The following is a 16,973-nucleotide window of genomic DNA, read 5'->3' on the forward strand; positions in this document are numbered from 1 at the left end:
TGCTGCTTGGCGGACACGCCCTAGCGCAGGGGCACAGTCCGGGCGATGCCCCTCCGTCCCTGCCGTCATCGTCACCGCCGGTTCCGTGGCCATTAGTTGTCTCTCCGGGGCTTCCCACGCCACTGCTCTGGCCCACCGCCCCCTCGGGAGCCCCTGGGGCCTCCGGGAAGGCTCGTCCGGCCGTCCCTCCGGGCGCACCGGCATCCGTTGACGCCCCGGCTGTCGTTCTCCCGGGAGCGCCCGCCGCGATCCACCCCTGGACTGGGCCCGGGGCGACGCCCGCGCAGACCCCCGGCCAGGCCGTCGCCCAGGGGCTCTCCGCACCGACTTCGCAGGCGCCTCCGGTTTCCCCGGGGACCCTCGCCGGCCACGCCCCGACTGCTTCCTCCCCTTCATACGCCCCGGCCCGGCAGCCGAGCGCCTCCGCTCCCCCGGGCTCCCCCGTACCGATGTCCCGGCCGGCCCCTGGCCCGGGCGCCCTCGGCGCCGCCTTCTCTCCGAAGTCACCTGTCGCGGTTCACGGGCCGGCGGCCGGGCACGCCGGGCCCGCTGCCCCCAGCCCGTCTCACGAGCGTGCACTGCCCACTTCCCGTCTCCCGGTGGCCGACCGGGGGCCAGGAGGGGTTGCCGGAGTCCGCCCCGGCCCCGGGGCGTCGGACGGGCCCGTCAGTGCCGGGACTCCACTGCCCCTCGTGCCCCGGAGCGTCCCCGGCCCTCTCCTTGCCCCGCACACCCCGCTCGCGTCCGACGACGGGACGGGTTTCACGCCCCCTGCCTCGCCCTGGCACGGCACGGAGGTCCCTCCGCCTTCCCCCGCCGCGTCCACCCGGCCCTCGGACACGCCCCTGCCCCGGCCTCGCATCGGGCACCCCCTGCCCCATGCGCCGTCGACCGCCGTGCGCATCCCCCTCTCGCCCCGCCCCCACGGGCCCGGGGGTTCACCGCCGGCCCCGGCCCCGGCCCTTACCCCGGCCCTTACCCCGGCCCTTACCCCGGCCCTTACCCCGGCCCTTACCCCGGCCCTTACCCCGGCCCTTACCCCGGCCCCGTCCCCGGCCCCGGCCCCGGTGCCGCCGGTAGTACCCCCACCCCCCGACCCCGCCCTCCTCGCCCGCCGGATCGCCGAATCCCATGCCGGACTGATCGCCCGCGCCGTCCTGCCCGCGCTCGGCCTCCCGGAGCGCGGCGCCGGCTTGCCGGCGCCGTACTGCCCGCCCCCCGGACACGCCCCCCGTTGACGACACCGACGCCTTCCCGGACGGAGCCTCCATGCCGGACCAGGTCCAGCCGTTCGCCGTCAGTTCGTTGTTCCAGCTGACGATCGGCGACAGTTCGCTCGGTTCGTTCACCTCGTGTGAGGGGCTGGGCTGTTCCATGGAGGTCGAGGAGCGGACGGAAGGCGGCATGAACGGGCGGGTGTGGCACCTGCCGACCCGCATCCGCTACTCGAACGTCGTGCTCGGCAGACCCCTGACGAAGGACACCGTGCTCATCTGGGCGTGGATCCAGCAGCAGGTTCGCGAACCCCTGAGGCTGCCGGGGCAGTTGGTGGCGCTCGGGCCGGACCGCAGGCCGATCGTCCGGTGGCTGCTGGACGGCGTGCTGCCGGTCCGGTGGAGCGGGCCGTCCTTCGACACCGGGCAGTCCCTCCCGGCCCAAGAAACCCTGGAAATCGCGCACGACGGATTCATCGGGGTCACGGTCTGACCCTCCGCGACCACCCGACGACACGCGAGCACAGGCGACAGCGAGCGAGGACGACAGAAGGGACCGCCGCCGATGGCCGTTCTGCCCCTGGGAGGCAGTCCCGTACGGGCATGCCTGGTGATCTACGATCCGCCGGCCGGCACCGGCACCACACCCGGGCCCGAACGCACCCGGGTCAAGCTGCACTTCAACCCCGATCGCCTGTCCGTCGGCAAACAGGCCCGCTGGGACCGCAGCCGCGCACCGTCCAACGCAGCGGCCGCCAGACCACAGTTCATCGGCGCCGAGCCGCGGACCATGACCCTGGACGTGTTCCTCGACGCGCCCGGCAGCGGCACCGGTGTCCAGGGCGAGGTGGAGACGCTGCTGGGCTGCTGCGCGCCGACGGCGCAGAGCGCCGCGGCGAAGCCGGCCTCGGCGCCGTGGGTGCGCCTGGAGTGGGGGCGGGCCCGCACCACCGCCTTTCCGGCCGTCGTCACGCAGGTGAACGCCGTCTACACGCGGTTCGGGACGGACGGTACGCCGCTGCGCGCGGAGTGCTCGCTGACGCTGGAGGAGGTCGGCGGTTCGACGCCCCGGCAGAACCCGAGCTCGGGGGCGGACGGCCCGGTGGGCACGCACATGGTGGTGGCCGGTGACACGCTGCCGGGGATCGCGTGGCGCGCGTACGGGGACGCCGCGGCCTGGCGGGCGATCGCCCGCGCCAACGGGATCGACGACCCGGAGGCCGTTCGCCCCGGAAGCGAGTTGCTGCTGCCCGTACTGGAGGACGGCCGGTGACGGAACGGGCGTACGCGGCCGAGCCGGTGGTCGCCTTCGACGGCGTCGCGCTGTCGGAGCAGTGGAGCGAACGCCTGGCGGCGGCGGGGGTCGCGACGGCGACGGGGCTGCCGGCCACGGCGTGGCTGCGGTTCCGCGACCCGGAGCACCGGCTGCTGCCGGGGGTGCGCGTCGCCGTCGGCACGGCCGTGACCGTCTCGGTGACCGCGGCCCGGCAGCGCACCCGTACAGCGCTCTTCGACGGTGAGGTCACCGCGCTGGAGAAGGAGGTCGGCCCGGACGGCGCCTTCACCACGGTCCGGGCCGCCGACCGGGGCCACCGGCTGACCCGTGGCCGCCAGGTGGCGGCGTACGTCGAGACGACCGTCGCGGAGGTCGTCGCGCGGGCCGCCGCCCGGCACGGTCTGCGGGCCGGCCGCGTCGAGGCCGACGGCGGGCGCATCCGGCACCTGTCCCAGCCCAACCTCACGGACTGGGAGCTGCTCACCCACCTCGCCGGCCAGCAGGGGCTCCATCTCGTCGTCGAGGGACGGACGGTGGAGCTGCGCCGGCTCGCCCCCGCCGCGCGGGCCCCCGCGCCGTCGACCGGCGCCGACCGCAGCCCGTACGTGCTCCAGTACGGGGTGAACCTGCTGTCCCTGCGGACGGGCGTCTCCTGCGCCGGGCAGGTCGGTGAGGTGGAGGTGCGCGGCTGGGACCAGGCGGCCAAGTCCCCGGTGACGTCCCGGGCCCCGGCCACCGCCAGCGAGCGGCTGCGGCTGGGGACGACGCCGGGAGAGCTGGGCAGGCCCTTCGGCGACCGGCCGGGGCTGCTGGTGGCGGGCCGCCCGTACACCACCGCCGCGCAGGTGGACGCCGCCGCCCGCGCGCTGGCCGACGATACGGCGGCCGCGATGGCGGACCTGGAGGCCATGGTCGCCGGCACTCCGGAGCTGCGCGCGGGTGTGCCCTTCACGGTGAACGGCGCCGGCGCGCCGTTCGCCGGGCAGTACACGGCGACGGCCTGCCTGCACACCTTCGACGGCGAGCACGGCTTTCTGACCCGCGTCCGGGTCGGGGCGCTGCCCCCGCCGGTCGTGCCGCCCCCGCCGCCGCTGTGCGGGACGGGTGTCGCGGTGGGGATCGTGACGGACGTCCGCGAACCGGGGCAGGGTCAGCGCGGGGCCGTGCGGCTGAAGCTGCCGTGGCTGTCGCAGGAGTACGTCACCGACTGGGTGCGCACGGTGCAGTGGGGCGGCGCGGGCGGCGGGGGCGTCGTCGCGCCGGAGACCGGGGACGAGGTGCTGATCGGCTTCGAGCACGGCCGGCTCGACCGGCCGTACGTGCTGGGCGGGCTGTACAACGGGGCCGACGCGCCGACGGACCACGGTCTGCCTCTGGTGGACGCCGGTACGGGACGGCTGAACCGGCGGTCGGTCACCTCGCGGGCGGGCGACCGTCTGGAGCTCCTGAGCGCGGCCGAGGGCCCCCAGGGCGTGCGTCTGAAATCCGGCGACGGGAAGCTGACCGCGCACCTCGACCGCAAGGACACGGCGATCTCGCTGGAGGCGGGCGAGCTGCGGCTGCGGCTCGACGCGCGCTCGGGGACCGTCACCGTCGACGCCGGGACGTCGGGCACGGTCGTCGTCAAGGCGGGCACGGTGCGCATCGAGGCGGACGGGCCGGGCGACCTGACGCTCACGGGCAAGAACGTGACCGTCGAGGGGACCGCCCAGCTCACCCTCAAGGGCGGCAAGACGGAGATCACCGGCACTCCCGTCGACATCAACTGAGAGCAGTCGTCATCAACTGAAGGCAGGTGAGCGAAGTGGATCCCCTGAAGAGCGGCATCGGCGACATCATCGGCGCGGGCTGGGCCTTCCCCGGCGCCCTCACCCCCTCCGGCGAGGTGGCGCTGGCCACCGGGGGCGACGACGTGGCACAGGCCATCGGCCTCGTGCTCGGCACCGCGCCGGGAGAGCGGCCCATGCGACCGGAGTTCGGGTGCGGCATCCACCGGCTGGTCTTCGACCCGCTGGACGCCGCGACGGTGGCGCGCGCGGATCTGGAGGTGCGCCGGGCCCTGGAGCGCTGGGAGCCGCGGATCGAGCTCGACGAGCTGCTGTTCAGCACGGACTCCGCGGACGAGGGCGTGCTCTACATCGACGTCCGTTACCGGCTGCGGACGACCGACGAGCCGCGCAACCTCGTCTTCCCGTTCTACACACTACCCCGGGAAGGATGACGGCCCGCATGCAGGAGCTCCCGGTCCCCGACCTCGACGACCTGCGCTTCCAGCCGATGGTGGACGCGGCCAAGCGCGCGCTGCCCTCGCGGTCGCCGTCCTGGACCGACCACAACGTGTCCGACCCCGGTGTCACGCTGCTGGAGGCGTGTGCCGGGCGGGTGGACGCGCTGGTCTACCGCGCGAACCGCATGACACCGCAGCAGCGGTCCCGGCTGCTGGCCCTGATGGGCATCACGCCGATGGCGGCGGTGCCGTGCCGGGTCGTCGTCCGCTTCGCCGCATCGGGCGTCGAGAGGGACGTCCCCGCGGGGACCGAGCTGGCCGTTCCCCGGGAGCGCCCGTTCGTGCTGCGCACGACGGCTCCGGTCCGGGTGCCCGCGGACCGGCCGGCGACGGTCGGGGCCGTCGAGCGGGCGGAGGCGGTCACCGAGGACCTCGGGACGTCCGACGGCACCCCGGGGCAGCGGTTCGCCCCGTCCCGCCGTCCCTGGAGTCCGGCCGCGCCCGCACCGTCCCCGCTCACCGAGGTGATGGTGGGCGGCTGCGCGTGGCCGGCGGTCGAGTCCTTCGCCGCGGTCGACGCGGAGACGCCCTGCTACTGGTGGGACGACGCGGTGGGTGAGGTCGTGTTCGGCCCGCTCGTCCCCTTCGCCGGCGGGGAACGGCAGCTGGGGGCGGTTCCTCCGCCCGGGGTGTCCGTGTGCGTCACGTATGCGGCCTGCCGGGGCGCGCGGGAGGGCGTCTACCCCGGCACGGAACTCGTCGGGGACACCCCGCCGGCCGTGGTCGGGGAGGTGGTCGCGCCCGGCCGGGACGCGGAGGACTGGCGGCAGGCGCTGGAGCGGGCGGCGCTCGGACTGGCGCCGCCGCGGCGGGCGGTGACCGCCGCCGACCACGAACGGATCCTCACCGAGCAGGCGTTCACCGTAGCCCGCGCCCTGGTGCTGGACAGCGTGCGGCCGGAGGACCCGCGGGTGCCGGACGGGCTGTGCCCGCCGGCGCGGCCGGAGAGCGTCACCGCGTGTGCCGTGGCCGTGCACGATCCGGACTGCGCCGTCCACTACTTCGTGGACGCGGCCGGGAACGTGGCCCACCGGCAGGTGGATCTGGAGACCGGCCTGGAGCTCGCCGGTACGGCCGAGGACGATCCGCCGGAGTTCGCGGCGCAGCGCCTCGACGCGGTACTCGAACCGGAAGGGGACGTATCGCGGTTGTGGTTCTCCGGTGACCTCTGCGCATGGACCGGGGACTCCGGTCCGAAGAAGATCGCAGACGAGTTCCCGGGCCTGCCCGACCCGTTCCGTGCCGGGGTGGACGCCGTCGCGGCCCTCGCGCACGGCGACGGCGACGGCGACGGCGACGGCGACTACGAGGTGTTCTTCTTCCGCGACGACAGCTTCTACCACCGGCGGTTCACCTACGACAACGGCAGGCTGCGTCCTTCGGGCGGGCGCGGGGTGCGGTCCCTGATCTCGGAGTCGTTCCCCCACCTGTCCCCGCACTGCGCCCACAGGCCCGACGCGGTGGTGACCGTGAACGGTGTCTTCTTCTTCGTCAAGGGCGCCCGGACGGAGTCCACGCTGTGGCTCCCCGAGGACGCGGCGTTGCGCGTGCTGCTCGTCCCCCACCTTCCCGCCGACCCCGCGATCCCGCTGCGGGACGCCGACCTGGACGTGACCGACGCCATGCTCGCGGAGGCCGGCGCGCTGCTGGACGGCGCCCGGCTGCTCGGCGACCGCCTCCACGTGGCCCGCCCCGACTACCGGCCCTTCGCGGCGCGCGCCCGGATCCGTTCCTGGGCCTACACCGCGGACAGCGTCAAGGAGACGAAGGCTGCGGCCGGGCGCGCCCTGTACCGGTACTTCCACCCCACCTCCGGCGGCCCGGCCGGCAGCGGCTGGCCCTGGGGCCGCCGCGTCCACGCCAGTGACGTCCTCGCGGCCCTGGAAACGGTGCCGGAGGTCCGGACGGTCCTCGACGCGTCGGTGGTGGGCGACCGGGACACACCGGTCGTCGAGGTGCCCGACAACGGGCTGGTGCTGCTGACGGCCTGCCTGATCGACGTGACGGACTGACCCCGAGGAAGGAGCGCACCGTGTCCGATGTCCCCCGGCCGCCGACGCTGCCCGCCGTGTACGCGGGCGACCGCGTCGCCCACGCCTTCGCCGACGGGATCGGTGCCGCCCTGGCCCCCTCACAGGACTGCCTGGACCGGCTCGCCGAGGTACTCGGCCCCTGGACGGCTCCCGTCTCCTTCCTGGGCTGGCTGGCGCACATCACCGGCGCCCGCGTCGAACCCGACTGGACCGAGCTCCAGCACAGGACGGCCGTCGCCCTCGCACCCTGGCTGGCCGCGCACCGCGGCACCCGGCACGCACTGCTGCGCGAGGCACGGGAGATCTACGGCTGGGCACTCGACGTGCAGGACCTCGGCGGCGTCTTCACGGGCGACCGGCGACCTCCCGCGGGCCGGATGCTGACCGTGACCCTCGCCCTCGGCGGCGTCGGGGAACGCCTGACCGCGGAACGCCGGCTGACCCGGCTGGTGGCCGCCCACTGCCCCGCACACCTGCCCTTCAAGACCGTGGTCACCGTGGACCACTGACCCGTTCGCAGGGAGCCCTGAAGGATGACACTGTCACCCCCCGCCCACGACGGACGCGACCGTGCGGACATCGTCGGTGACGCGGTCCGCGCGGTGCGCGCCGCCCTGCCCGCGTGGACGGGACGCAACCCCGCCGACCCGGGCCGGGCACTGATCGAGTCGTGCGCCGACATGGCCGAGGCGCTGCGGGACCGGGTCAACCGGGCCCCCGACCGGCACCGGCTGGAGCTGCTGGGCCTCCTGGGGCCACGGCCCTACCCGGCGGCGCCGGCCCGTACCGACGTGCTGTTCCAGCTCGCGGCGCCCGCGCCCGAACCCGTACGCATCCCGGTGGGGCTGGAGGTGTCCACCAGTCCCCCGGCCGGGGCGGGCGAGCCGGTGGTCTTCAGCACCGTGGCCGAGGCCGTCGTCAATCCGTGCGTCCTGGTGGCGGCGGGCCGGTTCACGCAGCGGGGCGCGGCGGGCGGTGCGGTGGAGGGAACCCTCGTGCCGTTCACCGGGGAGACGGAAGGCAAGGGCACGTTCTCGGGGCCGGCCTTCCACCTCAACCTCCCCTCCTACGAGGACGTGACGCCGGGCGACGACCGGCCGCCACCGGAACCCGCGGCATACGCACTGGTCGTCCTGTCGGTCGCCGTCCCCGGCACCCGCATCGCCCTCGACATCACGCCGGACGGGGCCTTGGACGACCGAGGGCTCTGGGAGGCGTGGCAGGGAACGCACTGGTCGGCCTGCGGGACCACCCGGTCCGTCGGCCCGGACGGCCGGATACGGGTCACGCTCGACGTACCCGCCACACACGCCCCCGCCCGGCTGCTCCTCGACCCTCCGGACGACGACGCGCAGGCCCGGCAACTGCGCGACGTCGGCCTCCTCCGGCTCGCACCCCCGGGGACGGGTATCCGTGGACTGGCCCTGGATCCGGCCCTGTCGGTGACCGTGCCCGTGGTGCAGGCCCGGGTCGTCCTGGACGAGGAGCTGGGCACCGCGACCGGTGCCCCCGGCGAACGGCTGCGTTTCGCCCATCCGCCCATGCTGCGCGCCACCGACACCCTCGCGGTGGAGGCCGTCGAGTCCGGACGGGCGTTCCGGTGGACGTACGTGCCCTCGCTCGCCGGATCGGGGCCGGGTGACCGGCACTTCACCCTGGACGCCCGCAGCGGCGAGGCCGTTTTCGCCCCGGTCGTCGGAACCGGCCGGGGAGCTCTGCGGCACGGCGTTCCCCTGCCCGCGGGAGCCGCGGTCCGGGCCCCGCGCTATCTGACCGGCGGTGGGGCCGGAGGCAACGTCCCCGCGCGTACGATCACCGTCCTGCGCACCCCGCTGCCGTATGTGTCCGCCGTCACCAACCCCGCGCCCGCCACCGGCGGCACCGACGCCGAGACGCCCGCCGAGTGCGCCGAGCGGCTGCCGCTGGGCTCCCCCTCCCCGGAACGGGCCGTCACGCCGCACGACTACGAGCAGCTCGCCCTCGCCGCCTCGGCCGGGATGGCCCGCATCCACCATGTGCGCACGGACGACGACGGAACCCTGGATCCGGCGCGCAACTACGTCCTGGCCCGGCCGGCCGTCACCACGCTCCGGTTCGTCCTCGACGCGGGGACACCGTCCCTGCCCGGCGGCACCGAGGTCACCACCCGGGACGGCGGGGTGGTGTTCACCACGCAGAGCGAGGCCACCAGGGCCGCCACCCGGATCGCCGGCGTGGCCCGGCTGTTCCCCGATCCCCGCGTGACCGGGGCCCACGACGTCCTGGCCGCCGGCGACTACCTGGGGGACGGGCCGGTCAGCGGTCCGTACCGCACCGGCGCCGGCGTCACCCTCGCGCTCGTCCGTCTCCCCGGGGACGCCGAGCTCGCTCATCCGACCCTGTGGGTGCGGCCGGACCGGACGGTCGAGGCCACGGACCGGATCGCGCTGTCGGTGTTCCTCCCGCGCAGGGGCATCCCGTGGTGGGAACCCGACATCCCGGCGGCCTACGCGTGCGCGGCCCCCGCCTCGGTCACCATCGGCGGCACCGCCGCGCTCTCGCACCCCCTGCGGCTGAGCGACTCGCCTCGCTGGAGGCCCACGACCGACCGGCCCGCCGCGCGCGTGGACGATGCCGTGGCCCGCCACGGCGGCAACTACCCCACGGCGGACGGGGTCTGGCTCGCTCTGCAGATCCGCGATCCGAAGGCCACGGACTCCACCGCGTACACGATCGCCTTCGACGACGGTGCGACCGGCCCCGTGCAGGCCCTGCAGTATGCGACGCGCACCGACGCCTCGGCCTCGACCGGTAAGAAGGAGCCGGGGCAGGTGATCGCCCTGATGACCCCGCAAGTGTGCGATCCCCTGCCCACCACGGTCTCGGTCCGCGGCGAGGAATGGTGCGTGCAGAGCACCTTCGAAGGTTCCGGGGAGACGGACCCGCATGTGGTGCTCAACGCCGCCACCGGACAGGTCCACTTCGGTCCGGCCGTCGCCGACGGCTCGGGGCGCACGGTGCAGCACGGCAGGATCCCCGAGCAGGACTCTCCCGTGACCGTGGCCGGTTACCGCTGCACCGCGGGCAAGAAGGGCAACGACATCCTGGCGGACTCGGCCTGGCGCCTTCCCCCGGGTGTCGTGTCGATCCGCAACACCGCGTCCGGCCAGGGCGCGGACGGCTTCACCGACACCAGCGGCGGCACCTTCCAGGCCGGCGTCCGGCTGAAGGTCGTCCCGTTCGTCACCGCCGACGAGCGCGGCTGGTTCCCCTTCCCGATGCTCACCCCCACCCAGGACGCGTGCGACACGGTGCAGCGCTCCTTGCGCGCGCTGCACCCGGCGGGCGTCCCGGTGTGGCTGGAGACACCGCACTACGTGGGCATCCGCGGCGAGGCCCACGTCGTGCCCGAGGACTACCTGACCGCGACGGAACGCACGGCCCTGGCCATGGCGGCCGAGCGCGCCCTGTACCGCTGGTTCAACCCGGTCGACGGAGGTCCCGACGGCAAGGGCTGGCCGCTGGGGCGGCCTGTGTACACCGGCGAGGCGTACCGCGTCCTGGAAGGCGTGCAGGGCATCGCGCGCGTCGACTCGGTGGTGCTGCGCGGCTACGACATGGACACGGAGGCGGCCGCCGGGACCGGCCCGCGCATCGACTGCGGCGACGAACAGACCGTGTACTCCGTCGAGCACCGCGTCACCGTCGCCGAGACTCCCTGAACAGAGAGGGCACTTCATGGACGGGAAGACCGGAGCCGGCCGGTGGCTCCTCGCCCTCGACCGGGCCTCGGACCACGTCGTCATGGCGGAGCTGGGGGCGGACGGCACGCCGGGCGCGCCGACGCAGGTGCCCGTGGGCAAGGATCCGCGTGCGCTCGCGCTCGGCATGGACAGCGGCCGCGCCTATGTCGCCGGCTACGACGAGGGCACACTCTCTGTCCTCGTCCCCGGCGGCTCCGCCGCCACGGTGCATCTGTCCGGTGCCCTGTGCGCGGTGGCTGCCGGGCTCTTCGCCGGGCAGGTCGGTGTGGCGTCCTGGACGGACGACGTGGTGCACGTCCTGGACGAGAACGGCAACGGCGGCCGCCCCGTGCTGGTGGGCGGTGGCCCGTTCGTGCTGGCGGGCGCGCCGGGGGGCCGGTGGATATGTGTCGCGCACGACAAGGACGCGGAGGCGGCCCGCCGGCTGGACGTGGTCGGCGTCGGCACACCCGGTTCACCGACGGTGGCATCCGCCGTCATGCCGGCGCCCGTCCGTGCGGTGGCGGTGTCGTCGGACGGAAGGTTCGGTTACGCGCTGTGCGACGGGGCCGGTGTCGTGGTGGTGGACCTTGCCCGTGCCGCGATGACGACGCCTCACGCGGTCGGCCCGGGCCCCGCCGCCGTCGTCGTCGGACACGACCGCTTGTGGGTCGCCGACCAGGAGTCCGCCGAGCTGTGGGTGGCCGCGCTCGACGCCGGCACCGGAGAGCCGGGGACCTTCGTCCCACTCGCCGTCGCCCGGCGACCGTCGGCGGTACTCCTGTCCCCGGACGGCACCGTGGCCCATGTCCTCAGCCGGACCACGGGCGTGCTCAGCACGGTCTCCCCGGCCGCACCCGCCGCCCGTACCGACGTCCCCGTCGGCGTACTGCCCTCGGGCCTGGCGACCGACCCCGACGGACGGTTCCTCTACGTCACCGACCAGGCGACCGGAAGGCTCCTCACGCTCCGCGTGGGGCCGGCCGTCACGGGCCGCGTCGGCACCGGCGACGTCACCGCGCCCTTCGCCACGGCGATGACCCCCGACGGGCGGTGGGCCTGCACCACCGACGCGTCGGGCAACCGCGTCGCCGTCGCCGATCTGGAGGCGGGCACGCACCGGGGCACCGTCGCCCTGCCGTCCGGGACCACGGCGTGGGGCATCGCCATGGGCTCCGGCTTCGCCTGCGTCACCAGCCCGGGTACCGATCAGCTCCTCGCCCTGCGCCCGGCGGAGGGCCGCGACTTCGGCGACACGTCCACGGTGACGGTGAAACCCACTGCCCTGGCGAAGGGCGCGCAGCCGCGCGGCGTGGCCGTCACTCCGGACGGCCGGTATGCCGTGACCGCCGACTCCGGTGCGGGGACCGCGTCCCGGGTCGATCTCCGGGGAGGTTCGTACACCCTCGGCAAGGACGTCGTGAAGTGCGAGATCCCCCTCGGCCTGGCGATCCGTGGTGACGTCCTCTACGTCGCTGACTACGTGAGCTCGCAGATGGACGTCCCGAAGGGCCGGATCAGCATTCTCCGGCGCACGTCCACGGGCTGGACGTTCGACCACTCCATCGACCAGGACCAGGGTCACTTCACCGGACCGCACGAAATCGCGCTCTCGTCGAAGGGCGACCATCTGTACGTCACCAACTACGACAGCCGCGGCAACCGGCCCGCGAAGGTCTCCGTCCTGCGATGGGACGGTGACGCCTGGGAGTTCCAGCAGGGCATCGAGCGCAGCGACCTGACCCATCCTCACGGGCTGGCGCTGTCCGGTGAAGGTCCGGATCAGAAGGCGAATCTGTATGTGTCCAGTGCGGCCACGGGAAAGGTCGCCCAGTTCACGGTCACGGGCGACTCCGACGTGAAGTTCGATTGCTGGATCACCATCGAGGCGAGCAACGACCTGCCTGCTTCCCTCGCTCTGTCCCCGGACGGCGCCCATCTGTACGCAACCCATCGCGCCAAGGGCCTGGTGTACGGGATCGCCGTCCCCCAGACCTCCAACGCCACCATGACCGCGGTGGGCGATCTGACGGTCGACGGCGTACGCGGCATCGCGTGCCACGGCCCCGACACCCTGTACGTGGTCAACGAGAAGGGCGCCGCGGCGGCCGGTCTGACCACCGTCACCCTGGACGACACCCGGCTCAGGGCGGCCTCCGTCTCGCAGCCCCAGGCCCTCACCGACCACCCCTGGACGATCGTGGCCGGCGACGACGACACGCTCTACATCGCCGACTACCGGCGTCAGGAGGTCGCCGTGCGCGGCAGCGGCGTCACGCCCGTCCCCGTCGCGTCGTCCGACGACTCCCGTCCCTGGGAGGTGACCTGCACCCCGGACGGCGGCCACGCGTACGTCACCGACCGCTCGCCCAAGGCACCGTCCGTGCACTGGATCGACGTCGCCACCGCGCAGAAGTCGGACACGCTGCCCGTCGGCGCCGACCCCGTGGGGGTGGCCTGCGCCCCGGACGGGCTGCGCGCGTACGTGGCCTGCGCCGGTGACCGCTCCGTCTCCGTCCTGCGCCGGCAGCCCGAGCTGACCGCCGACGCCATCACCATCGCCGACTCCTCCGTCCCGCTGTCCCTGGCGGTGCATCCCACGGCCCCGTACGCCTACCGCGTGCACCAGGACGCACTGTGCCCCATCAGGCTGACCGGCACCGACGACGGACAACGGCTGCCCGTCCCGGGCGGGCTGTGCGACGTCGCGATCCACCCGGACGGCGCTTTCGCCTATCTCCCCGGCACCGGGGAGCACGGCGAGCCGGTGCTCCACGTCGTCCGCCTGGACAACCCCGCAACACCCGCTACGGGAACCGCCGTTCCCCTGACCGGTGCTCAGACGCCCACCGCCCTCGCCCTGCACCCTGACGCCACCCACGGCTTCGTGACGGGCGTCCTGAACGACGTGGTCACGCTCTGGGCTCTTGCGCTCGCCGCGCCCGGCGAGCCCGTAGTGGCCGACGCCTTCGCCGTGGGCCTTCCCTCCGTCCGGAGCATGGCCGTCGCGCCCGCCCACCTCTACGCGCTCACCGCCGAGGGCCAGGACGGCGCGGCCGTGCACGTCCTGGAGCTGTCCGCCGGGTCCGCTCCGCCGGACGCACCGATCGAACGCCCGCGCGCCAAGCTGTTGCTGCCCGGCCGTCCCCGGTCGGTCCGTGTGCACCCGCTCGGCGGCCACGCCTGCGTCAGCACCGACGACAAGGGCGTCCACCTCCTCGACCTGACCGACCCCGCCCGGCCGCAGCTCGCGGGAACGGCGTCCGCCGACGCCGGGGCGGTCGCGTTCCGCCCCGACGGCCCGGGAGCGTTCCTCGCGCAGAAGGACCGGATCCGTGGTCTCGGCCTGGGCGCCCCACAGGTGCTCCCGAACGCCTGGCCGCTGCCCGGAACCTCCGCTCCCCGGCGACTCCTCGTCTCCGCGGACGGCAGGTCGGTGTACGTCACCGACGAGAACAGCGGCGATCTGCGCGTGCTCGACGCCGCGAGCGGCGCCGTCCGGCACTCCCTTCGCGCGGGTACGAAGCTCGCGGGCCTCGCCCTGCGGCCCGGGACGGCGGGCCGGCGGCTGTACGTCGTCGACGAGGGCACCCCGGGCCTCGTCGTGGCCGACATGGCCGGGCACGTGCCCGTCGGCACCGCCCCGGAGGCCGGCACCGATCTGCGTCAGGTCCACATCGCGAAGGGGACGTCCTCATGATCGACATCGTCGACAAGGCGCTGGAGCAGCGCGTCAAGCAGGACCTCAAGCCCATCGAATGCCCCGTCGACTTCCGCCCGCCGTCCGCCGGCAAGGAACCCGGCCGGACCATGGGCACGGAGACCGTCGGCATCTACCTCCACGACATCCGCGAGGACCTCGACCGCCGGCAGACGGGACTCGTCCAGCACTACGGCGTCCCGGACGGCTATCCACCCGGCAAACCGGTCAAGACGGCCTACCACGACCCGCCCCGCTACGCCCGGCTGTCGTATCTGATCACGGCCTGGGCCCCGGATCCGAGGGCGTCCCACCACATGCTGGGCAGGCTGCTGACCGGGCTGTCCACGGACCGGGAGTTCGAACTCGACCTGCCGGTGGAACTGGAGGACATGGGTCTGTGCGCGCTGCTCGAAGTCGGCCGGCCGCCGGTGCACGACCGGGCCCTGCAGGAGCTGTGGTCCGCCGTCGGCCACGCCCTCGTCCCCGCCCTCCACGTCACCGTGACCGTCCCCCTGCTCACCTTCGTCGTCGAGCCCTACGAGCACTGGGTCACCGAGCCGCTCGTCCTGGACGTGGAGCTGCCCCGCGCGGACCCGCCACCCCAGGGGGAGAAGTGGCCGCCGCGGGAGGAGGGGGACACGCCGTCATGACGACGACACCGCTCCGGCCACCCACCCCCGCCGACGCCCTCCTCGCCCGGCTCGATCTCCTCCGCCACCGGGTCCGGCGGGCCGTCGCCGCCCGTGCCCAGGACGATCCCCAGCCGCTGGACGACCCGTTCCGCGGCCTCTACGTCTCCGACGCGATGGCACCGCACCTCCTGCGGACCGTCCCCGGGCCACTCCCACCGGACGACGACGAGCGGCGAGCCGCCGAAGACCTCGACGCAGCCCAACGGGCGGCCGCACAGGCCGGAGCCGTCCTCCCGCTGCAGGCCCTGAGCCTGTCCCCGCTGGAAAGCGACCTCCTGCTGGTGGCCCTCGCCCCCGACCTCGACCCCGGCTACGAGCGCTGCTACGGCTACCTCAACGACGACGTGTCCCTGCGCCGGGCCACCATCGGTCTCGCCCTGCACCTGTGCGGCCTGCACCCCGGCGAGCCACACGGGCGCGCGGCCCTGGACCCGGCCGGACCGCTGCGCGCGGGCGGCCTGCTGGAGGTCGAGGACCCCGAGCGCCCGTACCTCACCCGCTCGTTGCGCGTCCCCGACCGGGTGACGGACCACCTCCTCGGCCTCACCGGACCACCGCCCCCACCCGCCGCGCCCGAGGACCCCACGCACCGGCTGGCCCGTCGCATCCGGCCGGCCGTCGGCTGGGACGACCTGGTCCTCCCCGACCGCCCCCGCGCCCTGCTGCGCGACCTCGTCCGCCGGGCCCGGCACCGCGAACGCGTCCTCGGCGCGTGGAAGATGCGCCCCGGAGGCGGGCGGGGCCGGGGCGTCAGCGCCCTGTTCAGCGGCCCGTCCGGTACGGGCAAGACGCTCGCCGCCGAGGTCGTCGCCGCCGATCTGGGGCTGGAGCTGCGCGTGGTCGATCTCTCCGCGGTCGTCGACAAGTACATCGGCGAGACGGAGAAGCACCTCGAACTCCTCTTCCGCGCGGCCGACCCCGCCCGCGTGGCGCTCCTCTTCGACGAAGCGGACGGCGTCTTCGGCAAGCGGTCCCGGCCCGTGGACGCGCACGACCGGTACGCCAACACCACGACCGCGTATCTGCTGCAGCGCCTGGAGTCCTTCGACGGGCTCACCGTCCTGACGACCAATGTGCACGACCACATCGACTCCGCGTTCCTGCGCCGGCTCGACCTCGTGGTGCCGTTCGGCCCGCCCGGCGCGGAGCAGCGCCGGGCCCTGTGGGACCGCTGCCTCGGGCCCTTCCTCCCGCGCGCGCCGGAGCTCGACCTGGGGCTGCTGGCGGACGCGTTCGAGCTGCCCGGGGGTGCCATCCGCTGCTGTGCGCTGACCGCGGCCTACCGGGCGGCGGAGACGGGCCGTCCGGTGGGCACCGGCGATCTGCTGGATGCCGTGCGGGACGAGTACGTCAAGCTGGGGCGGTACTTCGACGAGTCGGTGCTGCCGAGCTGAGCCGGGATGGGGTCCCGGGAGTCAGGATTGCGATCCGGCCCGTGCGGGGCGGACGCGCGGGCAGGTGAGGGTGGCCCGGCCGGCGTACTCCTTCGACGGATCGTTGGGCATCGCCGTGTTGGCCGGGTTCGAGGCGGGGAGCCGGGGCACCAGCACCAGGTCCAGCGGGCCGCCGTCGAGGGCGACCTCCGTGCCCCGCCGGGTGCGTGCGTGGCGTGACCGGTGGCGCGGCGAAAGGCTCAGCCGGACCTCGCCGATGCCCAGGACGGGGTAGTCGGGAGTGGCGTAGAAGACGTAGATCCTCAGTCGCTCGATGTCGTCGGGTACGCACGCGGTCATGCGCTCCACGGTGAAGGCCGCCGAGCCGGGCAGCGGTGTCGGCACGGGGGTGAGCGTTCCCTGCAGGCCGGGTACCGGTTTGGTCGAGGCGATCTGCGGCAGGGGGGTGACGATGTCCCCCGCGCGCAGCACGAGTCGCAACATGTGAACCCCTTGTGCCGGGGCGGTTCCGCCGGCCCCGCGGGTGCGGGGCCGGCGGGTCGCCGTCAGCTGCTGTGACCGGGCTGGCCGGCGATCTGGGTGATGGTGAAGTGCACGAACTCGGCGGGCCGCACCGGAGCGACACCGATGTCGCAGATGACCTTGCCGTCGT

Annotated in this window: 11 protein-coding genes; 10 read left to right on the plus strand and 1 reads right to left on the minus strand. The window is 74.4% G+C overall.

All coding sequences use genetic code 11. The annotated features are described in order from the left end of the window. Positions 1 to 1,269: 1,269 nt before the first annotated feature. The 10 genes from LE181_RS07230 (at position 1,270) to LE181_RS07275 (ending at position 16,321) form a co-directional block, all read left to right on the plus strand. A complete protein-coding gene (locus LE181_RS07230; protein ID WP_225660329.1) occupies positions 1,270 to 1,707 on the plus strand; it encodes a phage tail protein in 438 nt (145 codons plus the stop codon). A gap of 72 nt (positions 1,708 to 1,779) precedes the next feature. Then, entirely contained in the window at positions 1,780 to 2,487 is a 708-nt protein-coding gene (locus LE181_RS07235) for a CIS tube protein (RefSeq protein WP_225660330.1), read from the plus strand. Continuing rightward, positions 2,484 to 4,259: a VgrG-related protein gene (locus tag LE181_RS07240; RefSeq protein WP_225660331.1), complete on the plus strand. Its 1,776-nt coding sequence runs from the start codon at positions 2,484 to 2,486 to the stop codon at positions 4,257 to 4,259. Before LE181_RS07235 ends, LE181_RS07240 begins: the two co-directional genes overlap by 4 nt. 35 nt (positions 4,260 to 4,294) lie before the next feature. Further along, a complete protein-coding gene (locus LE181_RS07245) occupies positions 4,295 to 4,711 on the plus strand; it encodes a GPW/gp25 family protein (protein WP_225660332.1) in 417 nt (138 codons plus the stop codon). Positions 4,712 to 4,719: 8 nt separating this feature from the next. After that, positions 4,720 to 6,789 (plus strand): baseplate J/gp47 family protein, encoded by a 2,070-nt coding sequence (locus LE181_RS07250; RefSeq protein WP_225660333.1) that lies wholly within the window; start codon positions 4,720 to 4,722, stop codon positions 6,787 to 6,789. 20 nt (positions 6,790 to 6,809) lie between these two features. Further along, entirely contained in the window at positions 6,810 to 7,319 is a 510-nt protein-coding gene (locus tag LE181_RS07255) for a phage tail protein (RefSeq protein ID WP_225660334.1), read from the plus strand. Positions 7,320 to 7,343: 24 nt separating this feature from the next. After that, positions 7,344 to 10,511 carry a baseplate J/gp47 family protein gene (locus tag LE181_RS07260; RefSeq protein ID WP_225660335.1) on the plus strand — a complete coding sequence of 1,056 codons (3,168 nt, stop codon included), beginning with the start codon at positions 7,344 to 7,346 and terminating at the stop codon, positions 10,509 to 10,511. A gap of 16 nt (positions 10,512 to 10,527) precedes the next feature. Beyond that, a complete protein-coding gene (locus LE181_RS07265; protein ID WP_225660336.1) occupies positions 10,528 to 14,232 on the plus strand; it encodes a hypothetical protein in 3,705 nt (1,234 codons plus the stop codon). Continuing rightward, positions 14,229 to 14,885 carry a Pvc16 family protein gene (locus LE181_RS07270; protein WP_225660337.1) on the plus strand — a complete coding sequence of 219 codons (657 nt, stop codon included), beginning with the start codon at positions 14,229 to 14,231 and terminating at the stop codon, positions 14,883 to 14,885. The genes LE181_RS07265 and LE181_RS07270 overlap by 4 nt, the downstream gene beginning before the upstream one ends. After that, the gene (locus LE181_RS07275; protein ID WP_225660338.1) at positions 14,882 to 16,321 is read left to right on the plus strand and encodes an ATP-binding protein; all 1,440 of its coding nucleotides are present in this window, start codon (positions 14,882 to 14,884) and stop codon (positions 16,319 to 16,321) included. Before LE181_RS07270 ends, LE181_RS07275 begins: the two co-directional genes overlap by 4 nt. Positions 16,322 to 16,342: 21 nt before the next feature. On the opposite strand, the gene LE181_RS07280 is transcribed toward LE181_RS07275, so the two are convergent. Next, the gene (locus LE181_RS07280) at positions 16,343 to 16,804 is read right to left on the minus strand and encodes a contractile injection system spike tip protein (RefSeq protein WP_225660339.1); all 462 of its coding nucleotides are present in this window, start codon (positions 16,802 to 16,804) and stop codon (positions 16,343 to 16,345) included. Positions 16,805 to 16,973 lie beyond the last annotated feature (169 nt).

Origin of the sequence: Streptomyces sichuanensis (assembly GCF_020328095.1) — a bacterium.
GTDB classification, from domain to species: Bacteria; Actinomycetota; Actinomycetes; order Streptomycetales; family Streptomycetaceae; genus Streptomyces; species Streptomyces cinnamoneus.